The following is a 19,874-nucleotide window of genomic DNA, read 5'->3' as shown; positions in this document are numbered from 1 at the left end:
GGTGGGGCAGGGGAGAGGGTGGGTGTTGCCGAGGGGGCTGCGGTGCGGTGAGGGAAAGCGGGCCCGACGGGCTGCAACGCGGCCGGGGCCCGAAGGGCTGCGGCGTGGCGGGGGCCCGAGGGTGTTCCCGAAGGGGCTGCGGCGTGGCGGGGGGAGGCGTGTTCCCGAAGGGGGTGCGGCGCGGCGGGGGCCCGAGGGGCTGCGGTGTGGCGGGGGAGAGGGGTGTTCGCGAAGGGGGCGCGGTGGGGGCCGGGGTGGGGCGGTGGTTCGGGGTCAGGCGCCCAGGGCTGTGCGGAGGCGCTTGGGGTCGACTCGCCAGAAGTCGTGCTGGGCGCCGTCGACGAGGATGACCGGAATCTGCTCCCAGTACTTGCGGTGCAGGTCGGCGTCCTCGGTGATGTCCTTCTTCTCCCAGGCCGCGCCGGTCTCGGCGCACACCTTCTCGATCACGGCCTGGGCGTCGTCGCAGAGGTGGCAGCCCGGCTTGCCGATGAGGGTGACCATCCGGTCGGCGGGGTTCTTGCGGGAGCTGCGGCTGAACGAGTTGAACAAGGGGGCCATGGAGCCATTGTGCCGGGTTGCGGTGCGGGGGTGGGTGGGTGTGCTGCCGTAGTGGCTGTGGCTGGGGGTGGGCCGTACCGGCGGGCGGGCGGGTGTGCCGTAGCGGCGGGCGTGCCGTCCGGGCCGGCCCCAGGGGCTCTGGCCCCGGGCCTCCCGGCCCTGGCCCCCGGCCACCGGACCCCGGCCCCTCCCGGGCCTCCGGGCCCTGGCCCCCGGCCACCGGACCCCGGCCCCTCCCGGGCCTCCGGGCCCTGGCCCCCGGCCACCGGACCCCGGCCCCTCCCGAGCCTCCGGCGCTCCGGCCCTGCCCGCCGCAGCCCACGAGCGACGCGCGCTCCCGGTCGTCCGGGTCGATTACCATCGATGGGCGATTTGTAGGTTTCCGGGGGTATAGCGGTGAGGAGTGAGGGCGCGTGCTCCCGTGGGTGCTGCCGTGTTTCACGGGTGGCGCGAGTGAACGGCGTGACGTGGGAGTTGGTTCCGCGGCGGCTTGTAATAGACGCGTGAGCCCGGTCACTTTGGGCGGACAAACCGGACACCATCTTTGTGCACGCGTTCACAAAGACATAGCCTGCAGAAGACAGGGCGGTCGGGTTCCATGCGGTCGCCCGCAGCCCCGCTCTACCCGCAGGAGCACCGTGGCAACTGGCCGAACTCACCGACCGGCGACCCGCAGCCGAGGCATTCCCGAGGCCACCGTCGCCCGGCTTCCGTTGTATCTGCGTGCACTGACCGCGCTGTCCGAGCGTTCGGTCCCCACGGTCTCCTCCGAGGAACTTGCCGCCGCTGCCGGGGTCAACTCCGCCAAGCTGCGCAAGGACTTTTCCTACCTCGGCTCCTACGGGACCCGCGGTGTCGGCTACGACGTGGAGTACCTCGTCTACCAGATCTCGCGCGAGCTGGGGCTGACGCAGGATTGGCCGGTTGTGATCGTCGGTATCGGTAATCTCGGTGCCGCGCTCGCCAACTACGGTGGTTTCGCCTCCCGTGGCTTCCGGGTCGCCGCGCTGATCGACGCCGATCCGGCGATGGCCGGCAAGCCCGTCGCGGGCATCGGTGTCCAGCACACCGACGAGCTGGAGCACATCATCGAGAGCAACGGCGTGTCGATCGGTGTCATCGCCACGCCGGCCGGGGCCGCCCAGCAGGTCTGTGACCGGCTGGTCGCCGCCGGCGTCACCTCGATCCTCAACTTTGCGCCGACCGTGCTGACCGTCCCCGACGGGGTGGACGTGCGCAAGGTCGACCTGTCGATAGAGCTGCAGATCCTCGCCTTCCATGAGCAGCGCAAGGCGGGCGAGGAGGCCGGGCCCGAGAGCGGCGCCCCGGCCACGGCCGCCCGTGCCGCCGCTGCCGTGGCCGGCGACCGCAAGGGACCTGACGGGGACATGCCCGCCGTGATGCCGGCATGACGCTCCTGGTCGTCGGACTGAGCCACCGCAGCGCGCCGGTGAGCGTGCTGGAGCGGGCCGCGCTCGCCCCCGAGGCGCGCGGCAAGCTGCTGCAGGACGCGGTGTCGGCCGAACCGGTCACCGAGTCCGCGGTGCTGTCCACCTGCAACCGCATCGAGCTCTACGCCGACGTGGACAAGTTCCACGCCGGTGTCGCCGAGCTCTCCACCCTCCTGGCCCGCCACAGCGGCGCCGGCCTGGAAGAGCTCACTCCTTATCTCTACGTCCATTACGAGGACCGCGCGGTCCACCACCTCTTCTCGGTGGCCTGCGGCCTGGACTCGATGGTCGTCGGCGAGGGCCAGATCCTCGGGCAGATCAAGGACGCGCTGGCCGTCGCCCAGGAACTGCACACCGCGGGACGGCTGCTGAACGACCTGTTCCAGCAGGCGCTGCGGGTCGGCAAGCGCGCACACAGCGAGACCGGCATCGACAAGGCCGGACAGTCGCTGGTCACCTTCGGGCTGGAGCAGCTTGCGGGCGGCCGGGACGTCGAGGCCTGGGCGCGCGGCAAGCGGGCGCTGGTCATCGGCGCCGGCTCGATGTCGTCGCTGGCCGCCACCACCCTCGTCCGGGCCGGTGTCGGCGAGCTGGCCGTCGCCAACCGCACCGTCGAGCGCGCCGAACGGCTCGTGCAGATCCTCACCGAGCCGGGCGGACCCGGTGCGGGTGGGGGTACCTCCCTGTCCGAGCGGAGCCGAGGACTTGGGGGAGGGCTCCGGGCCCGTGCGGCCGCCATGACCTCCGTCCCCCAGGAGCTGGCGCTCGCCGACATCGTGGTCTCCTGTACCGGCGCGACCGGTCTGGTCCTGGCCGGCGAGATGGTCGCGGCCGCGCGCCAGGGCAACACGGCGCCGCTGGCGCTGCTCGACCTCGCGATGCCGCGGGACATAGACGCCGCGGTCCACCGGATCGAGGGCGCGCACCTCGTCGACATCGAATCGCTGGCCGACGCGTCCGCGGACGCGCCGATGGCGGCCGACGTGGACAAGGTGCGCGGCATCGTCTCCGACGAGGTGGCCGCGTTCGGCGCCGCCCAGCGGGCCGCGCACATCACCCCCACCGTGGTCGCCCTGCGCACCATGGCGGCGGATGTCGTCGCCGGTGAGATCGCCCGGCTCGACGGCCGCCTCCCCGACCTGGACGACAAGCAGCGCGCCGAGATCACCCAGACGGTGCGCCGCGTCGTCGACAAACTCCTGCACGCGCCCACCGTCCGGGTCAAGCAGCTGGCCAGCGAGCCCGGCGGCGCCGGGTACGCGGACGCCCTGCGGGAACTCTTCGACCTCGACCCCCAGACGGTCGCCGCCGTCAGCCGGGCCGACACGCGCGCCGACAGGCACGATGCACGGGAGCGGGCATGACCGACAGCACCACGAGAGCACTGCGGCTGGGCACGCGGCGCAGCAAGCTCGCCATGGCCCAGTCCGGGCAGATCGCCGAGGCGGTCCGCGAGCTGACGGGCCGCCCCGTCGAGCTGGTGGAGATCACCACCTACGGTGACACCTCCCGGGAACACCTCGCGCAGATCGGCGGCACCGGCGTCTTCGTCTCCGCGCTGCGTGACGCGCTGCTCGCCGGGGAGATCGACTTCGCCGTCCACTCCCTCAAGGACCTGCCGACCACGCAGCCCGAGACCCTGGCCCTGGCCGCGATACCCGTACGGGAAGACCCCCGGGACGCGCTGATCGCCAGGGACGGGCTCACCTTCGAGCAGCTGACCGCCGACGAGGACCGCGTCGCCCGCATCGGCACCGGCTCCCCCAGGAGGATGGCGCAGCTCAACGCCTGGGCCAGGGCGCTGGGCCGGCGTGTGGAGACCGTGCCGATACGCGGGAACATCGACACCCGCATCGGCTTCGTCGAGAAGGGGGAACTGGACGCGGTCGTACTGGCCGCCGCCGGACTCACCCGGATCGGCCGGATCGACGAGGCGACGCAGCTGCTGTCGCCCGATATGGTTTTGCCCGCCCCCGGCCAGGGGGCACTGGCGATCGAGTGCGCTGCGGTCAACGTGGATCTCATCGCCCGGCTCGCCGAGCTCGACGACCCGGACACCCGGGCCGCCGTGACCGCCGAGCGTTCCCTGCTCGCCGCCCTGGAGGCCGGCTGTTCCGCACCCGTCGGAGCACTGGCCGACCTTTCCCCAAGCTCTCGACTTCGGTCGAGCGGGGAAGGCCCCACGGCTGACGAGCAGGTTGTCACCGAATTGCATCTGCGTGGTGTCGTCGGCACGACCGACGGCAGCACGCTGGTGCAACTGTCCACCACCGGGCACGTACCCGCCTCTCCCGACGACGTGTCGACCCCGCTGAACATGGGTCGTGAACTCGCCGTCGAGATGCTCGCAAAGGGTGCGGCCGGTCTTATGGGGGAGCGAGCACTTTGAACCCCACCGCCCCAAACCACTCCGCCGCCGGTCAGGTCACCTTCCTGGGTGCCGGGCCGGGAGACCCGGGTCTGCTGACGCTGCGTGCCGTGGAGGCGCTGGCCTCCGCGGACGTACTCATTGCCGACCCGCAGGTGCTGGACGTCGTGCGCGTGCATGCCCGCGCACAGGTGGACACACCACTGCAGGCATCAGCTGACGAGGCGTCAATCCCCGCCGACGTCCACACCCTTCGGGACACCGCCAATCTTGTCATGGCGGCCGCCCGTGCGGGCAAGCGGGTCGTACGGGCCGTCACCGGGGACCCCGGTCTCGACGGTGATGTCGCCGAGGAGATGCTGGCGTGCGCCAACGAGGGCATCGTCTTCGAGGTGGTGCCCGGTATCGCAGCGGCCGTCGGCGTGCCCGCGTACGCCGGTGTCCCGCTGCGCGACGCCGAGGGCACCGACGTGCGCTTCGTCGACGCCCGCAGCGCGGATGCGCGCTGCTGGTCCGAGGTCGGTGCCAGCGACGCCACCGCCGTCGTCTCCACCACCCTCGACTCGGTGGCCGCGGCCGCCGGTGAACTGGTGTCCGGGGGCCGCAAGCCGGACACCCCGATGACCGTCACCGTCGCCGGTACCACCACCCGCCAGCGCACCTGGACCGCCACCCTCGGGTCGGTCGCCCAGGTCCTCAAGGCCGCCAAGGTGCTGCCCTCGGCGGACGGTGGCCAGCCGGTCATAGCCGTGGTCGGCGAGCGCAGCGCCGCGGCCCGGCGCGACCCTCTGTCGTGGTTCGAGTCCAAGCCGCTCTTCGGCTGGCGGGTGCTCGTGCCGCGGACGAAGGAGCAGGCCGCCTCGCTCTCCGACCAGCTCGTCTCGTACGGCGCGGTGCCGCACGAGGTCCCGACCATCGCCGTCGAGCCGCCGCGCACCCCGCAGCAGATGGAGCGCGCGGTCAAGGGCCTGGTCACCGGCCGCTACGAGTGGATCGCCTTCACCTCGGTCAACGCCGTCAAGGCCGTCCGGGAGAAGTTCGAGGAGTACGGCCTCGACGCCCGCGCCTTCGCCGGGATCAAGGTCGCCGCGGTCGGCGAGCAGACCGCCAAGGCGCTGGTCGCCTTCGGTGTGAAGCCCGACCTGGTGCCGAGCGGTGAGCAGTCGGCCGCCGGTCTGCTGGAGGACTGGCCGCCCTACGACGCGGTCTTCGACCCGATCGACCGGGTCTTCCTGCCGCGCGCCGACATCGCCACCGAGACCCTGGTCGCCGGCCTGATCGAGCTGGGCTGGGAGGTCGACGACGTCACCGCCTACCGCACCGTGCGCGCCTCGCCCCCGCCGGCCGAGACGCGTGAGGCCATCAAGGGCGGCGGCTTCGACGCCGTGCTGTTCACGTCGTCGAGCACCGTGCGGAACCTGGTCGGCATCGCGGGCAAGCCGCACAACGTGACGGTCATCGCCTGTATCGGTCCGGCCACCGCCAAGACCGCCGAGGAGCACGGCCTGCGGGTGGACGTCATGTCGCCCGAGCCGTCGGTCCACAAGTTGGCCGAAGCGCTGGCGGACTTCGGTGCGGCACGCCGCGATGCCGCCGTTGAGGCCGGGGACCCGGTCACGCGGCCGAGCGAGCGGCGGCCGGGGTCGCGTCGGCGGGCTCGTAGCTGAACGGAGCGGTAGCAGCAGGAACGGCCAAAGGGCGCCCCTCCAGGGGGGCGCCCTTTGCGTGAGGGCGGGCGGCCGCCGCCCTCGCCGGGCAGGACTACGCGGTCACTCGCTGCCCTTCGCCCGCGGCGGCCCGGAGCAGCACCCCGGCGAGCTCGTCCGGGACCGAGAGCATCGGCCAGTGCCCGGTGTCGAGTTCGAAGAAGGTCACCTGAGGCTCGGTGAGCACCTGGAAGCGCGGTTCCCCCGTCCGCACCAGGGACTCGACCATGGCGATGTTCATCCCCGTGCCGGTGCAGAAGACGCCGCTCGTCGGCAGCCCGGCCGCGGCCCCCGACAGCCGGAGCGGCTGGGTGAGCGTTCCCAGCGGCTGCGGCGAGGCCAGGCGGACGAGCCGGGCCAGCGCGTCCGCGGGGACGCCTGCGACGCTGTTTTGGGCCTGCACGCCCTCGGGTGACGGCGGAGGGATCCGCCAGCCGTCCTCGGCCTGTTCGGCCCGTTGCCGCCACCCGTCGCGGACCGCGGGATCGGGCTCGAAGGCGTCCACCAGGCCGTGCACCGAGAAGCCGTCCATCGGCAGGGGCGCCGACACGTACACGATCCGGGAGACCCGTTCCGGGCGCCGGTCGGCGGCGCCCAGCGCCGGAAAGCTGCCGTGACAGTGGGCGACGAGCACCACCTGAGGCGCATCCACATGGTCGATGAGCTGCACCAGATCCTCGATATGGGTCTCCAGGTCCGTTTCCGGGCCCGCCAGATGGCGGCGGTCGCCATTGCCCGTGAGCGTGGCCGCGTAGGCCTCGGCTCCCCGCTCCCGCAGCCGGTCCACCACGTCCTGCCACAGCCAGCCGCCCATATGACCGCCCGCCACCAGCACATACGCCGTCATCAACGCCTCCTCGTACAGCTCGGCCGCGCGGCCGGCCCCCGTTGACCCGGCCGCGCATGCCGTTACGGTAGGAACTCCCCCTGAGGGAGGTTCAAGGCATGACCGGGTCCGCGTCCCCCGACGGCATGTGGGGCATCGGCGAACTCGCCGAGCAGGCAGGCGTCACCGTCAAGACCGTGCGCTTCTACTCGGACCGCGGACTGCTGCCCGAGGCCGCCCGCAGCGCCGGGGGACATCGCCGGTACGGCCCCGAGGCCCTGGACCGGCTCCGCCTGATCCGTTCGCTGCGCACCCTCGACCTGCCGCTGCCGCAGGTCGACCGGATCCTCGCCCAGGAGGACGTGCCGGGCGGGCCGGACGCCCTGGAGGGTGCCGTCGCGGGGCAGCTCCGCGAACTCGGCACGCAACTGTCCGCCCTGCGCTGGCGGGAGGCCGCCCTTCATCTTCTCCGCGACTGCGCCCCCGAGGAACGCGCCGACCGCCTGCGCCTGATCGGTGCCGTGAGCATCCCGCCCAACACGGACGCCCTGGCCCGCTTCTGGCGTCACGTCCTGCCCGCGCGGCTCCCGGCCCGCCTGCTCTCCACGCTGCTCGAAGCGGCGGTGCCGCAGCTCCCCGCCGACCCGACCCCGTCCCAGGTGCTGGTCTTCGCCCGGCTGCACGCCGTCGCCACCGACCGCCGCGTCGTCGACATCGACATCCGCCGCCTCGCCCCCCGAACCCCTGACGACGCCTGCCGTCCGGCCGTCCTCTACGAGGGGCTGGTCGAGGCGTGCGCGCTCGCCTCGGCGGACGTACGAGACCGACGGCCCCCGCACGCGGGCGAAGCCCTCGACTGTTTCGTCGCCGCCCACGCCGGCTTGCGCAACACGCGGGACACCCCCGCCTTCCGCCGCCAACTCAGCGCCCAGCTGGGCCTGATTGCGCATCCCCTCCTGGACCGCTACTGGCAACTCGTCGGCGAACTCCCCTCCGCTGCCCGGCAGCCGACCATCGGCGCCATGGACGACTGGCTCCGTGCCGCGCTGGACGCGCAGGTCGCCTAGGGGTTCGGTCCGGTGCCGCGCGCGTCAGTGTCCGGAGGCTGTGGCGTACGGCAGGAAGTCGGCCCAGGTGGTGGGGGTGAAGGCGAGGCGGGGGCCGGTGGGGTTCTTGGAGTCGCGGATGAGGATGGTGCCGGGGGCGGTCGCGACCTCGACGCATTCCGGCCCGTCGCCGGTGCTGTAGCTGCTCTTGCGCCAGGCGACTTCGACGCAGTCCGGCCCGTCGCCGGTGCTGTAGCTGCTCTTTATCCATGCCAGGGCGGAGCCGTTCCCGCCAGAAGGCTTGAGTGTCATGTCTCTCCCCGCACTTTCTCGATGAAGGCCAGCGACTCCCGTGGGGTGAGCGCCTGCGCCCGGATCATGCCATAGCGCAATTCGAGGATCTGGAGCTCTTTGGGATTGGAGATCACCCGGCTGACGAGCTGGCTCTCGTTGTGCCCGACGGTGGAGCCATCCTTCAGCCTGAGTAGCTGGAACGGCCCTTCAAGCCCCGCGTTCTCTTCGCGGCTCAGAGGCAGCACCTGGATCGACACGTTCGACAACTGCCCGACCTCCAACAACCGTTCGAGCTGTCTGCGCAAGACCATTGTGCCCCCGGTGCACCGCCGCAACGTCGCCTCGCACTGGACGAAGGTGAGTACCGGCAGTCCTGTTGTGGTGCTGATGATCCCCTGGCGATCCATGCGACCGGCCACGCGCCGCTCGACTTCGTCCTGCGGGAAGGGCGGCTGCCGGTTTCCGATCACCGCATGCGCGTACTCGTCCGTCTGTAACAACCCATGAATCACCGAGTTGTTGTACGCGCACAGCTCGACCGACTCCGCCTCCAGCTTCTTCAGGTCCCGTACCTTCTTGGGATACCTGATCGCGGCCACGTCCGCCTTCAGTGCCGCGACTTTGCCGCCCGCGCCCGTGACCTCGTCCGTCCGGTCCAAGAACTCTGGCCGGGGGATCCGGCGGCCCCGTTCCACGGACGAGACCGTCTCCTCCCCGTAGCCGATCGCCGCGCCCAGTTCCGTCTGGGTAAGGCCGGCCGCCTCCCGCCACAGTTTCACCTGCCGTGCCACGGCCTTCATGACCGCACCGGCCTCGTCGTCGTCCATTCCCGTGTCCCAGTCATCCACGTCTGCCGCCGCCCCTCCGCCGAGCCGTACGCGTCCAACTTCGGTCGCCCGTGCCCCGTCACCCCGGACGACCCGGACAGAGCCGGACCGCAGCCGGACAGTCGCCGTGAGCCCGGGTGTCAACCCTTCTCAGGCTAGATACGCGCGACCACTCTGTGTGACGTGAATCAGCGAATCACCCGAATCAGCAGTTCCGTTACCGGTCTCGCGGCGGCCCCCGCCACGGCGCTCCGGTTCTCCGTACCGCTCTCCGCCACCCGCCGTGGAGCCCGGCTGGCTCGGCTTCTGGCCACCGAGCAACTGCGCTCGTGGGGGCTGCCGTTCGACCCGGCACGGTTGATCGTCGCGGAGCTGGCGGCGAATGCCGTGCTGCACGGGCGGGTCCCCGGGCGGAGCTTCCGTCTGGTCCTCGCCGTCCCGCGGCCGGGCACGCTCCGTGTCGAAGTGACCGACACGCGCGGTGACCGGCTGCCCGTCCGTACGCCGGACGCCGGTGGTCCCCTGGCCGAGAGCGGGCACGGTCTGCTGCTGGTGGGGGAGTTGGCGGATCGCTGGGGTGTGGAGGAGGGGCCGGTGCCGTGCAAGACCGTCTGGGCGGAGGTCGACCTCGATGGTGGTCGCTGAGCGCCGGACCGGAGCCCGGGAAGGCGGGACCCGGTGGGCCGGGCGGCGGTGTGGCGGGCGGTCAAGAGCTAAGAACCCTGGGAAAGAACCCTCCAAACCAACCAAACCCCGCGTACGTCACTCGTGGGGGTGAATCAGCTCAACTCGGCTGGCGCGCGGGTGACTTGGGTGGGCAGGCTCGGGCCTGACCACCGCAGACATGCGTCGGCCCCCGCCGGGACTGCCATCCCGGGGCGAGGGCCTGACCACCAGAGGAAGATACGAGCTTCCCGATGGCTGAGCAGAAGCCTAGCGGCGCCGTGCGCCCGCAATCCCGTGTTCGTCGAAGTGCCACCCGCAGCGGGGTGACGCATATCCGGCAGTACCAGCCGGACCGGTACACGATCATCGGCAATCACCTCGCCCAGCACCGCGAACTCTCCCTGACCGCGATCGGGGTGGGCACCCACATCCTGTCGCTGCCCGAGGGTGCCTCGGTCGATATCCGCACCCTCGCCGCCCGCTTCCCCGAGGGGCGCGACCGGATCGCCTTCGCGCTGCGGGAGCTGGAGGCCCATGGCTATGTCGAGCGGGTGCGGGAGCGTACGGCTGACGGTCGCGTGATCACCCGCACCTATGCCCATAACGCTCCAGGTGGCGCCGAGACCTCTGTCGCTGAGGTCCCCGCCGCCGAGACCGCGGAGGTGGGGGACGACGCTCTGCCGCCACGCGTCCCGGCCGGGCCACCCGTCCCAGCCGCGCCGCCGCAGGCACCGGCCCCCGCCGCGCCTCCGCAGGCACCGGCCCCCGCCGCGGAAGCGCCCGCCGGTGAGCACCACGCCGCCGCCGTCGCCCTGCTCGCGGCGCTGCGCCGCACCGATGACCGGCTCACGCTCTCCCGGCGGGACGTACGCCGCCTCGCCTCCGCCGTCGCCGCGTGGTTCGAGAACGGGGCGACCGTCGCGGCCGTCCACCGCACGCTGACCGCGGACCTGCCGGGCGATCTGCAGCATCCGGCGGGGCTGCTCGCCCACCGCCTCCGGGAGCTGCTGCCGCCGCCCCTCCCGGTGGGCCGTGAAGTGCCACCGGAAGGCGAGGCCCCACCAGGCCTCGGTGCGGGCGACCGTCGTCGGCCCGCGCCGGATCCGTTCCAGACCTGCGACGGCTGCGAGCGGGCGTTCCGCGCCCGGTGGCCGGGGCGCTGCCGGGACTGCCGGGGCGCATCGGTGGCCGGGGAGCCGGCGTCCGGCGAGCCCGCCGGGGCTGCTGCGGCGGCCTGATCCGGGGCGGCGGAGGGGCCGGGACTGCCGACGCTACGTCGGCAAAGGCAGGGGCGAAGCGGGCGTAGCGTGGGCGGTATGACGAAGTACGGAAGCTTCCCCGGTGCGCGGCCCCGGCGGCTGCGTACCACCCCCGCGATGCGGCGGATGGTGGCCGAACACCGGCTGCACCCCGCCGACCTGATCCTTCCCGCGTTCGTACGGGAGGGGATCGCCGAGCCGGTGCCGATCTCCGCCATGCCGGGTGTCGTCCAGCACACCCGCGACACGCTGCGGAAGGCCGCCGTCGAGGCGGTCGACGCCGGGGTTGCCGGGATCATGCTGTTCGGGGTGCCCGAGGACGCGAAGAAGGACGGCGCCGGTACGGCGGGCACCGACCCCGACGGGATCTTGCAGGTCGCCATCCGTGACGTGAAGGCCGAGGTCGGCGACGACCTCGTCATCATGTCGGACCTGTGCCTGGACGAGTACACCGATCACGGGCACTGCGGTGTCCTGGATGCCGAGGGCCGGGTCGACAACGACGCGACGCTGGAGCGGTACGCCGAGATGGCGCAGGTGCAGGCCGACGCGGGCGTCCATGTGGTGGGCCCCAGCGGCATGATGGACGGCCAGGTCGGCGTGATCCGTGACGCGCTCGATCAGACCGGCCACGAGGACGTGTCGGTCCTCGCCTACACGGTGAAGTACTCCTCCGCCTTCTTCGGACCCTTCCGGGAGGCCGTCGGCTCGTCCCTCCAGGGCGACCGCAAGACCTACCAGCAGGACCCGGCGAACCTCCGCGAGTCGATGCGCGAGCTGGCGCTCGACCTGGAGGAGGGCGCCGACATGGTGATGGTCAAGCCGGCGATGCCGTACCTGGACGTGCTGGCGAAGGTCGCGGACACGGTGGACGTGCCCGTTGCCGCGTACCAGATCTCCGGTGAGTACGCGATGATCGAGGCGGCCGCCGAGAAGGGCTGGATCGACCGGGACAAGGCGATCCTGGAGGCCTTGACCGGTATCAAGCGGGCCGGTGCCGACATGATCCTGACGTACTGGGCGACGGAGGTCGCGCGGGGGCTGTGAGCCGCCCCGGCCGGCTGTACCGGTTCTGCCGGCTGTGTCTGCCGTTGCCGAAGCTCCTGTCCCCGGACCACGGGGGCGGGAGCTTTGTCGTGGGCGCGACGTTTTGTCCGGCACCTGCCGGGCACGTGCCGAGTGTCAGGGAACGCGCCGACCGACCGAGGAGCGGGTAACCATGACTGCCAAGCGCAAGATGCAGGCCAAGGGCGCGCAGGTCATCGGCGCCATGAAGGAAGTCGTCGGCCGGGCCACGCACAACCGCAAGCTGCAGGCCGAGGGCAAGGCCGAGAAGACCGCCGGGCACGGGCTGGACGCGAGCGAGAAGGTCAAGGACGCGGTGCGCAAGCCCTGGCAGCACTGAGGGCGTCGCTCCTGAACCGCGGCCCTGAACCCTGGCCCCCGCCCCCGCCCCCCTGAACCGCCCGGCCGGTCGGTCCGCTCAGCCCGCCACGGCCCGCGCGAGCACCTTCGTCACGTCCGCGATCAGCGCATCGTCACAGGCCGCGGCCTGCTCCGGCTTGCCCGTCAGGACGGCCAGCACGACCGGGGTGCCGTCCGGGGTCCAGGCGACGCCCACGTCGTTGCCGGTGCCGTACGAGCCCGTGCCCGTCTTGTCGGCGAGGGCCCAGTCCTTGGGCAGGGCGGCGCGGAAGCGGTCCGTGTTGGTCTCGTTGGCCTTCATCCATGCCGTCAGCCGGCCCCGGTCCGCGGGCGTGAGCGCGTCGCCCACGAGCAGCCGGGTGTAGGTGTGGGCGATGGCGGCGGGGCTGGTGGTGTCCGTCCTGCGCCAGGGCTCGGCCGAGTTCAGTTCCGTCTCCCAGCGGTCGAGGCGGGTGGTGCGGTCGCCGAGGGAGCGGGCGAAGGCGGTGACGGCGGCCGGCCCGCCGAGTTCGCGGAGCAGGAGGTTGGCGGCCGTGTTGTCGCTGCGCTGGAGGGCGGCGGCGCACAGGCCGGCGATCGTCATGCCGGTGGCGAGGTGTGCGCCGGTGACGGGTGAATTGTCGACGAGGTCGGCGCGGGTGTAGTGGATGCGGCGGGCCAGTGTCTCGCCGTTGTGGTCGAGGTCGCGCAGCACCGCCCCTACGGCGAGGGTCTTGAAGACCGAGCAGAGGGGGACGCGGGTGTGGGCGCGGTAGGCGACCCTCGCGCCGGTGGTGAGGTTGTGGGCGAACGCGCCGACGCGTGCTTGGTGTTCGCGTTCCAGGCGGCGCAGCGTCTGGTGCGGATCGGCGGCGGTGCGGGACGGCGCGGCGGCCGCGGTCGGGGTGGCGGACGCCAGGAGACCTGCCGCCAGCAGTCCGGCTCCGGCGCCCAGCGCGGCGCGCCGGGCCGGGGCGGCGGCCGCGGGTGTGGGCGCGGGTGCGGCCGGCTGATCGGTCGTGCGTGGTACGTGGTGCATGGCTGTTGCCCTCCCCTGGAGACCGGAACGGCCCCGTACACGACCTCGGGTACGGGGGTCGGGTGTACGGGGCCGCAGTGGCTGGAGAGTAAGCGATCACGGGTCCGCGCCGTCGGCCGGACGACGCGGACCGCTCAGAGCCGCTTGAGCCGGAACCACTCGGGCCGGAACCGCTCGGGTCGGAACCGCTCGGGTCGGAACCGCTCGGGCCGGAACCGCTCGGGCCGGAACCGCTCGGGCCGGAACCGCTCGGGTCAGAGCCGCTCGGGCGTCCGGATGCCGAGCAGCGCCATGCCCTGGTGGAGGGTGCGGGCGGTCAGCTCGCACAGGAACAGCCGGTTCGCGATCTGGTCCGGGCCGCCCTCGGCCTTCAGGACCGGGCACTGGTCGTAGAAGGTCGTGAAGAGCGAGGCGAGGCCGTAGAGGTACGCGGCGAGCTTGTGCGGCTCGTAGGCCGCGGCGGCCTCGGCGACGATCTCGCCGAACTGGTCGAGGTGCAGGCCCAGCGCCCGCTCGGCCGGGGCCAGCAGCAGCTCCGGGTGCGCCGCGGGGGACGCGTCACCGGCCTTGCGGAAGATCGACCGGATCCGGGCGTAGGCGTACTGGAGGTACACCGAGGTGTCGCCGTTGAGCGAGACCATCTGGTCCAGGTCGAACTTGTAGTCGCGGCTCGGCGACGTCGACAGGTCCGCGTACTTCACCGCGCCGATGCCCACCTGCGCACCGTTCTCGGTGATCTCCTGCTCGGTCAGGCCGACCGCCGCGCCCTTCTCGCGCACCACCGTGGTCGCCCGCTCGGCGGCCTCGTCGAGCAGGTCCTCCAGGCGCACGGTCTCGCCCGCACGGGTCTTGAACGGCTTGCCGTCCGCACCGAGGACCGTGCCGTAGCCCATGTTGTGCGCGGTGACGTCGTCGCTCAGCCAGCCCGCCCGGCGGGCCGTCTCGAAGACCATCCGGAAGTGCAGCGACTGGCGGACGTCGACGACGTACAGGAGCGTCGTCGCCTTCAGGTCGAAGACGCGGTTGCGGATCGCGGAGAGATCGGAGGCCGCGTAGCCGAAGCCGCCGTCGGCCTTCTGCACGATCAGCGGCACCGGCTGGTCGTCCTTGCCGCGGATCTCGTCGAAGAAGACCACCAGCGCGCCCTCGGAGCGGACGGCGACGCCCGACTCCTCCAGCAGCCGCGCCGTCTCGGCCATCATGTCGTTGTACGCGGACTCGCCCACGATCTCGTCGTCGCGGATCTCCATGTCCAGCTTCTCGAAGACCGAGTAGAAGTAGACCTTCGACTCGTCCACGAACCGCTGCCACAGGTCAAGGGTCTCCGCGTCGCCGGACTGGAGCGCCACGACCCGCTTGCGGGCCCGCTCCTTGAACTGCTCGTCGGAGTCGAAGACGGCGCGCGAGGCCTTGTAGACGCGGTTGAGGTTGCTCATCGCCTGCTCGCCGTCGACGTCGGCCGCCGGGGCCAGCTCGCCGGGGTTCTCGATCAGGTACTGGATGAGCATGCCGAACTGGGTGCCCCAGTCGCCGATGTGGTGCCGGCCGATGGTCTGCTCACCGGTGAAGTCCAGGATGTGGCGCAGGGCGTCGCCGATGACCGCCGAGCGCAGGTGCCCGACGTGCATCTCCTTGGCGACGTTCGGCTGGGCGTAGTCGATGACCGTGACGCCGGGCTGCTCCTTGAGCGGAACGCCGAGCCGGTCGTCGTCGGCGCGCGCGGCCAGCGTCTCGGTGATCGCCCGGTCGGCGATCGTGATGTTGAGGAAGCCGGGGCCGGAGACCTCGATCTCCTGGAGGAGGTCGCTCTCGCCGATCTCCGCGACGACCTTGGTCGCCAGCTCCCGCGGGTTGCCCCCCAGCTTCTTGGCCAGCGCCAGCATGCCGTTGGCCTGGAAATCCGCCCGGTCGCTTCGGCGCAGCAGCGGGTCCGCGGCGCCGGCCTCCGGCAGGGCTGCCGAGAGGGCGTCCGCGACGCGCTGGTGAACCGAGGCTGCGAGGGAAGTGACCGAGGCCATGGAGAAGAGCTCTCTTCCGGAGGGAGGTGAGGAGGTGTCGTCGGAGCGGAAAGGGGCGGAAAGGGTTTGCCAACGAGTATCCCACGGCAGTACCACTGATTTTCCGTCTGGGACAATGGGCATCGTCAGGCATTTGTGCGTCGCACGCGCAAGACGGCGCAATCAGGAAGCACCAGGAAGAGGAAGGGCCGATCGTGGCTCAGCAGAGCACCGAGACCGACTGGGTCTCCAGGTTCGCGGACGAGGTCATTGCCGAGGCGGAGCGCCGCGCCCCGGGCAAACCGGTCGTCTGCGCCTCGGGCCTGAGCCCGTCCGGCCCGATCCACCTCGGCAACCTCCGCGAGGTCATGACCCCGCACCTCGTCGCCGACGAGATCCGCCGCCGCGGCCACGAGGTCCGTCACCTCATCTCCTGGGACGACTACGACCGCTACCGCAAGGTCCCCAACGGCGTGCCGGGGGTCGACGACTCCTGGGCCGAGCACATCGGCAAGCCGCTGACCGCGGTGCCGGCCCCGGCCGGTTCGGCGTACCCGAACTGGGCGGAGCACTTCAAGGCCGCCATGGCCGAGGCGCTGGCCGAGCTGGGCGTCGAGTACGACGGCATCAGCCAGACCGACCAGTACACCGCCGGTGCCTACCGCGAGCAGATCCTGCACGCGATGAAGCACCGCGCGGACATCGACGCGATCCTCGGCCAGTACCGCACGAAGAAGGCACCGGCCAAGAAGTCGCAGAAGCCGGTCGACGAGGCCGAGCTGGAGGCCGCCGAGGGCTCGGGCGCGGCCGCCGAGGACGACGGCAGCGGCGGCTCGGCCGGCTACTTCCCGTACAAGCCCTACTGCGGGCAGTGCGAGAAGGACCTGACCACGGTCACCTCGTACGACGACGAGACCACCGAGCTGTCCTACACCTGCACGGAGTGCGGCTTCGGCGAAACGGTCCGGCTGAGCGAGTTCAACCGCGGCAAGCTGGTCTGGAAGGTCGACTGGCCGATGCGGTGGGCCTACGAGGGCGTGATCTTCGAGCCGTCCGGTGTCGACCACTCCTCGCCGGGCTCGTCCTTCGTCGTCGGCGGCCAGATCGTCCGGCAGATCTTCGACGGCGACCAGCCCATCGGCCCCATGTACGCCTTCGTCGGCATCAGCGGCATGGCCAAGATGTCGTCCTCGCGGGGCGGGGTGCCGACGCCGGGTGACGCGCTGAAGATCATGGAGGCGCCGCTGCTGCGCTGGCTGTACGCGCGCCGCAAGCCCAACCAGTCCTTCAAGATCGCCTTCGACCAGGAGATCCAGCGGCTCTACGACGAGTGGGACAAGCTGGAGGCCAAGGTCGCCGACGGCACCGCGCTGCCGGCCGACGCCGCCGCCTACGCCCGTGCGGCCCGCACCGCCGCCGGTGAGCTGCCCCGCACGCCGCGGCCGCTGCCGTACCGCACGCTCGCCTCGGTCGCGGACATCACCGCGGGCCACGACGAGCAGACGCTCCGGATCCTCGGCGAACTGGACCCGGACAACCCGGTCACCTCGCTGGACGAGACCCGGCCGCGGCTCGCCAAGGCCGAGTACTGGATCAACACCCAGGTCCCGGCCGAGCAGCGCACCATCGTCCGCGACGAGCCCGACGCGGAACTGCTGGGCACGCTCGACGAGCAGTCCCGGGGCTCGCTGCGGCTGCTGCTCGACGGCCTGGACGAGCACTGGTCGCTGGACGGCCTGACCACCCTGGTCTACGGCGTTCCGAAGGTGCAGGCGGGCCTGGAGCCGGACGCCAAGCCGACGCCGGAGCTGAAGGTCGCCCAGCGTGCCTTCTTCGCCCTGCTCTACCAGCTGCTGGTCGGCCGGGACACCGGGCCGCGGCTGCCCACGCTGCTGCTGGCCGTGGGGGCGGACCGGGTGCGCAAGCTGCTCGGGGGCTGACGGGCCGTCGGAGGGCCATTGCCCGGGAGTCGTAGACACCTGGGTGTGGTCTCCGTCCGACGGATGAGAACGGATGAGAAGGGTTCGGCCCCGGGAACGAGGATTCCCGGGGCCGAACCTTTCATGCTGGAGCCATGAGGGGAATCTTAGGTTTCATCGTCATGATCCAGGGCGTCATGGGATTCATCGGACAGGTCTTCTTCGACCACGCCTGGGGGCTGCTGCCCCACTGGTTCGATCTGCCGTCGTACGCCTATGCCGGCCTCTTCGCGGCCGGTGCGGCGCTGGCCGTATGGGGCGACGCGGACAAGAAGCGCAAGGCGAAACAGCAGGGGAATCAGACGGGGGCCGGGGCGGTCTAGGGGCGTTCGACGGCGAGGGGCGGAGCGGCCGACGCCGACGCCGCGCAGGCACAGCGGTTCGGGCACCTGCCTCGGCGGCCGGTCCTCCCGACGGACGGCCGGCCGTTCCACGTTCGCGGTCACGTCAGTGCTGTCGCTTCTCCTCGATGTCCATGAGCGATTGCCCGCCACCCGCCTCCTCGCCAACTGCCTCCGGAACCCGCCGGCATACGCCGCTCATGAACGAAGCCACGGGTATGCGGTGCAGCCCGGATTTTCCGTTCCCTGTCCGCTCGGGTCATTCGGGGGGCACGTGCAGTCGCGGCCGGGGACATCGGGGCAGGGTGCGCCGGGCAGTTGCGATGCTGAGGCCGCTGCGTTGCCGGGCGCGCTCGCTGACGCCGCAGGTGCCGCACCTAGCGCGATCGACGTGGAAACGGCTGCGGCCAGAAGTAGTTGCGTGATGATTCGGAACATACTGTCACCTCAAAACTCGCTGATTCCGCTCGGCTTCGACCAGCCGCTGCTGGCCACGGGAGCGAGGCGTCGTCATGAGGAGAGAGTGCTGCCTTGCCTAAGACGAAGCGTCACTCCTCGCGCGGGGGCAAGTGATCGCTCGTCGGCAACCCCCTTCCATTCTGGTTTCCGCTCAAGGACTTCGCCACCGGGCGGGATACGGCAAGGGGTCTGACCTGCTGCCGTGCACCGGACACCCGGATGGCAAGGTACCCGGCGGGTGCGTCACGCGATGTGCTCGTCCATCAGCTCCGCGTTGAGGCGGTCGCTGAACTGGTCCATGTAGCGGTTCAACTCCCGTGACCGCAGGCGGATTCCGTACTGGGCATCCAGGTTGGCCGCGAAGGCGCCCGGTGTGGGCATGCCTTCGCCCTCTATCGAGTGGCGGAACACCTGGTACAGGTCCTCGTCGGTCGGGGCTGCGGCCGGTGCCTGTGCCGGTGCGGGAGCGGGCTGCGGGGCCGCCTCCGGGGTGCCCGTGCCGAGCGGGCGCGTTCCGCCCGCGCCGTTCGGCACCGGGACCTGGGGGCCGGGCTCCGGGGTGCGCGGCGGCGGTACGGGGGCCTGCTCGTGTGCTGGTGCCTGCTGGTGTGCGTCGTACGAGGGCTGCTGCGCGTCGTACGAGGGCTGGTGCTCCTGCTCCGGGACGAACGTCGGGTCGTAGTCGCCCTGGTAGGCCACCTGCTGCGGTGCCGCGAACCACTGGTTCGGCAGGTCCTCGGCCCCGGTCGGTTCGTGGGCCTCGACCGGCGCCTGGGTGTCGACCGACTCGTGGGCCCCGACCGGCGCCTGGGGCTCGGACGGCTCCTGGGCCTTCGGCTCCACGGCGCGTGTCGCGGCCCGCGGGGGCGCCGGCAGCAGCTGCGGTTCGATGCCCGCGGCGGCCAGCCCCGCGGGAGCGGTCTGGGCCAGCGGCACCCCGAACCGGGCGAGCCGCAGCGGCATCAGGGACTCCACGGGAGCCTTACGGCGCCAGCCCCGCCCGAACCGCGACCGCAGGCGTGCCTGGTACACGAGCCGTTCCTGCTCCAGCTTGATCACCGCGTCGTACGACCGCAGCTCCCACAGCTTCATCCGCCGCCACAACAGGAACGTCGGGACGGGCGCCAGCAGCCAGCGCGTGATCCGCACACCCTCCATGTGCTTGTCCGCCGTGATGTCGGCGATCCGCCCGACGGCGTGCCGGGCGGCCTCGACGGTGACGACGAACAGCACCGGGATGACGGCGTGCATGCCCATGCCCAGGGGGTCGGACGCGGCCGCGGCGTTGAACGCCACGGTGGCGACCGTCAGCAGCCAGGCCGTCTGCCGCAGCAGCGGGAACGGCATGCGGATCCAGGTCAGCAGCAGATCCAGCGCGAGCAGGACGCAGATGCCCGCGTCGATGCCGAGGGGGAAGAAGTAGGCGAAGGTGCCGAAGCCCTTCTTGAGGGCCAGTTCCCGCACGGCCGCGTAGGAGCCGGCGAAGCCGATGCCGGCGATCACCACCGCGCCGGCGATGACCACTCCGATGAGTATCCGGTGCGTGCGTGTCAGCTTCAGTGGCGCGGCCACCCGAGGACCCCTCCCAGTCGGTCTGTTGCGGGCGACAGCCTGGCACATGGCCGCGCGCGGGCGTGTGCCGGTACGGACG

Annotated in this window: 18 protein-coding genes; 11 read left to right on the top strand and 7 right to left on the bottom strand. The window is 71.7% G+C overall.

Going from position 1 to position 19,874, the window contains the following annotated elements; translation table 11 throughout:
• Positions 1 to 273 precede the first annotated feature (273 nt).
• On the bottom strand, positions 274 to 561 hold the full coding sequence (locus CFW40_RS15860; protein WP_088798523.1) for a glutaredoxin family protein: 288 nt from the start codon (positions 559 to 561) through the stop codon (positions 274 to 276).
• A gap of 638 nt (positions 562 to 1,199) precedes the next feature.
• Between CFW40_RS15860 and CFW40_RS15855 the strand changes: the two genes are divergently transcribed.
• The 4 genes from CFW40_RS15855 to CFW40_RS15840 are packed head-to-tail and all read left to right on the top strand — an operon-like array spanning position 1,200 to position 6,047.
• Entirely contained in the window at positions 1,200 to 1,973 is a 774-nt protein-coding gene (locus tag CFW40_RS15855) for a redox-sensing transcriptional repressor Rex (RefSeq protein WP_088798522.1), read from the top strand.
• On the top strand, positions 1,970 to 3,376 hold the full coding sequence (locus CFW40_RS15850; RefSeq protein WP_088798521.1) for a glutamyl-tRNA reductase: 1,407 nt from the start codon (positions 1,970 to 1,972) through the stop codon (positions 3,374 to 3,376). The genes CFW40_RS15855 and CFW40_RS15850 overlap by 4 nt, the downstream gene beginning before the upstream one ends.
• A complete protein-coding gene (gene hemC / locus CFW40_RS15845) occupies positions 3,373 to 4,401 on the top strand; it encodes a hydroxymethylbilane synthase (protein WP_088798520.1) in 1,029 nt (342 codons plus the stop codon). Before CFW40_RS15850 ends, hemC begins: the two co-directional genes overlap by 4 nt.
• Positions 4,398 to 6,047, top strand: a complete 1,650-nt coding sequence (locus CFW40_RS15840; protein ID WP_088798519.1) for a bifunctional uroporphyrinogen-III C-methyltransferase/uroporphyrinogen-III synthase — start codon at positions 4,398 to 4,400, stop codon at positions 6,045 to 6,047. The genes hemC and CFW40_RS15840 overlap by 4 nt, the downstream gene beginning before the upstream one ends.
• 94 nt (positions 6,048 to 6,141) lie before the next feature.
• Here the strand turns inward: CFW40_RS15840 and CFW40_RS15835 are convergent, their stop codons facing one another.
• On the bottom strand, positions 6,142 to 6,933 hold the full coding sequence (locus CFW40_RS15835; protein ID WP_088798518.1) for an alpha/beta fold hydrolase: 792 nt from the start codon (positions 6,931 to 6,933) through the stop codon (positions 6,142 to 6,144).
• Positions 6,934 to 7,031: 98 nt separating this feature from the next.
• Between CFW40_RS15835 and CFW40_RS15830 the strand changes: the two genes are divergently transcribed.
• Positions 7,032 to 7,979: a MerR family transcriptional regulator gene (locus tag CFW40_RS15830; RefSeq protein WP_256331451.1), complete on the top strand. Its 948-nt coding sequence runs from the start codon at positions 7,032 to 7,034 to the stop codon at positions 7,977 to 7,979.
• Between the two features lie 24 nt (positions 7,980 to 8,003).
• Here the strand turns inward: CFW40_RS15830 and CFW40_RS15825 are convergent, their stop codons facing one another.
• Both CFW40_RS15825 and CFW40_RS15820 read right to left on the bottom strand, forming a co-directional pair.
• Entirely contained in the window at positions 8,004 to 8,270 is a 267-nt protein-coding gene (locus CFW40_RS15825) for a DUF397 domain-containing protein (RefSeq protein ID WP_088798517.1), read from the bottom strand.
• Positions 8,267 to 9,100 (bottom strand): helix-turn-helix transcriptional regulator, encoded by an 834-nt coding sequence (locus CFW40_RS15820; RefSeq protein WP_176956496.1) that lies wholly within the window; start codon positions 9,098 to 9,100, stop codon positions 8,267 to 8,269. Before CFW40_RS15820 ends, CFW40_RS15825 begins: the two co-directional genes overlap by 4 nt.
• A 162-nt stretch (positions 9,101 to 9,262) precedes the next feature.
• On the opposite strand from CFW40_RS15820, the gene CFW40_RS15815 reads away from it, so the two are divergent.
• The 4 genes from CFW40_RS15815 (at position 9,263) to CFW40_RS15800 (ending at position 12,409) form a co-directional block, all read left to right on the top strand.
• Positions 9,263 to 9,724 carry an ATP-binding protein gene (locus CFW40_RS15815; protein WP_371127292.1) on the top strand — a complete coding sequence of 154 codons (462 nt, stop codon included), beginning with the start codon at positions 9,263 to 9,265 and terminating at the stop codon, positions 9,722 to 9,724.
• A gap of 344 nt (positions 9,725 to 10,068) precedes the next feature.
• Complete coding sequence (locus CFW40_RS15810; RefSeq protein WP_306427431.1) at positions 10,069 to 10,983, top strand: helix-turn-helix domain-containing protein; 915 nt, start codon at positions 10,069 to 10,071, stop codon at positions 10,981 to 10,983.
• Between the two features lie 78 nt (positions 10,984 to 11,061).
• Positions 11,062 to 12,051, top strand: a complete 990-nt coding sequence (hemB, locus tag CFW40_RS15805; RefSeq protein WP_088798515.1) for a porphobilinogen synthase — start codon at positions 11,062 to 11,064, stop codon at positions 12,049 to 12,051.
• A gap of 172 nt (positions 12,052 to 12,223) precedes the next feature.
• Entirely contained in the window at positions 12,224 to 12,409 is a 186-nt protein-coding gene (locus CFW40_RS15800) for a CsbD family protein (RefSeq protein WP_088798514.1), read from the top strand.
• A gap of 78 nt (positions 12,410 to 12,487) precedes the next feature.
• Here CFW40_RS15800 and bla read toward each other — a convergent pair whose 3' ends face one another.
• Together bla and argS are read right to left on the bottom strand one after the other, a co-directional pair.
• Positions 12,488 to 13,447 (bottom strand): class A beta-lactamase, encoded by a 960-nt coding sequence (gene bla / locus CFW40_RS15795; protein WP_088798513.1) that lies wholly within the window; start codon positions 13,445 to 13,447, stop codon positions 12,488 to 12,490.
• Between the two features lie 254 nt (positions 13,448 to 13,701).
• Positions 13,702 to 15,465, bottom strand: a complete 1,764-nt coding sequence (gene argS, locus CFW40_RS15790) for an arginine--tRNA ligase (RefSeq protein WP_088798512.1) — start codon at positions 15,463 to 15,465, stop codon at positions 13,702 to 13,704.
• 194 nt (positions 15,466 to 15,659) lie between these two features.
• On the opposite strand from argS, the gene lysS reads away from it, so the two are divergent.
• Both lysS and CFW40_RS15780 read left to right on the top strand, forming a co-directional pair.
• Positions 15,660 to 17,384, top strand: a complete 1,725-nt coding sequence (lysS, locus tag CFW40_RS15785; RefSeq protein ID WP_088798511.1) for a lysine--tRNA ligase — start codon at positions 15,660 to 15,662, stop codon at positions 17,382 to 17,384.
• A gap of 134 nt (positions 17,385 to 17,518) precedes the next feature.
• Positions 17,519 to 17,746: a hypothetical protein gene (locus CFW40_RS15780; protein WP_088798510.1), complete on the top strand. Its 228-nt coding sequence runs from the start codon at positions 17,519 to 17,521 to the stop codon at positions 17,744 to 17,746.
• A gap of 720 nt (positions 17,747 to 18,466) precedes the next feature.
• Here the strand turns inward: CFW40_RS15780 and CFW40_RS15775 are convergent.
• Positions 18,467 to 19,795 (bottom strand): DUF2637 domain-containing protein, encoded by a 1,329-nt coding sequence (locus CFW40_RS15775; RefSeq protein ID WP_088798509.1) that lies wholly within the window; start codon positions 19,793 to 19,795, stop codon positions 18,467 to 18,469.
• Positions 19,796 to 19,874: the final 79 nt, after the last annotated feature.

The organism is Streptomyces sp. 2114.4, from assembly GCF_900187385.1.
Lineage (GTDB): Bacteria > Actinomycetota > Actinomycetes > Streptomycetales > Streptomycetaceae > Streptomyces > Streptomyces mooreae.
This window is presented reverse-complemented; position numbering and strand designations above follow the sequence as displayed.

Excerpts from the sequence above, each read along its gene's own strand:
- CFW40_RS15860 (WP_088798523.1), bottom strand. The coding sequence starts at position 561 with ATGGCCCCCTTGTTCAACTCGTTCAGCCGCAGCTCCCGCAAGAACCCC.
- CFW40_RS15850 (WP_088798521.1), top strand. The coding sequence starts at position 1,970 with ATGACGCTCCTGGTCGTCGGACTGAGCCACCGCAGCGCGCCGGTGAGC.
- hemC (WP_088798520.1), top strand. The coding sequence starts at position 3,373 with ATGACCGACAGCACCACGAGAGCACTGCGGCTGGGCACGCGGCGCAGC.
- CFW40_RS15835 (WP_088798518.1), bottom strand. The coding sequence starts at position 6,933 with ATGACGGCGTATGTGCTGGTGGCGGGCGGTCATATGGGCGGCTGGCTG.
- CFW40_RS15830 (WP_256331451.1), top strand. The coding sequence starts at position 7,032 with ATGACCGGGTCCGCGTCCCCCGACGGCATGTGGGGCATCGGCGAACTC.
- CFW40_RS15825 (WP_088798517.1), bottom strand. The coding sequence starts at position 8,270 with ATGACACTCAAGCCTTCTGGCGGGAACGGCTCCGCCCTGGCATGGATA.
- hemB (WP_088798515.1), top strand. The coding sequence starts at position 11,062 with ATGACGAAGTACGGAAGCTTCCCCGGTGCGCGGCCCCGGCGGCTGCGT.
- CFW40_RS15800 (WP_088798514.1), top strand. The coding sequence starts at position 12,224 with ATGACTGCCAAGCGCAAGATGCAGGCCAAGGGCGCGCAGGTCATCGGC.
- bla (WP_088798513.1), bottom strand. The coding sequence starts at position 13,447 with ATGCACCACGTACCACGCACGACCGATCAGCCGGCCGCACCCGCGCCC.
- argS (WP_088798512.1), bottom strand. The coding sequence starts at position 15,465 with ATGGCCTCGGTCACTTCCCTCGCAGCCTCGGTTCACCAGCGCGTCGCG.
- CFW40_RS15780 (WP_088798510.1), top strand. The coding sequence starts at position 17,519 with ATGAGGGGAATCTTAGGTTTCATCGTCATGATCCAGGGCGTCATGGGA.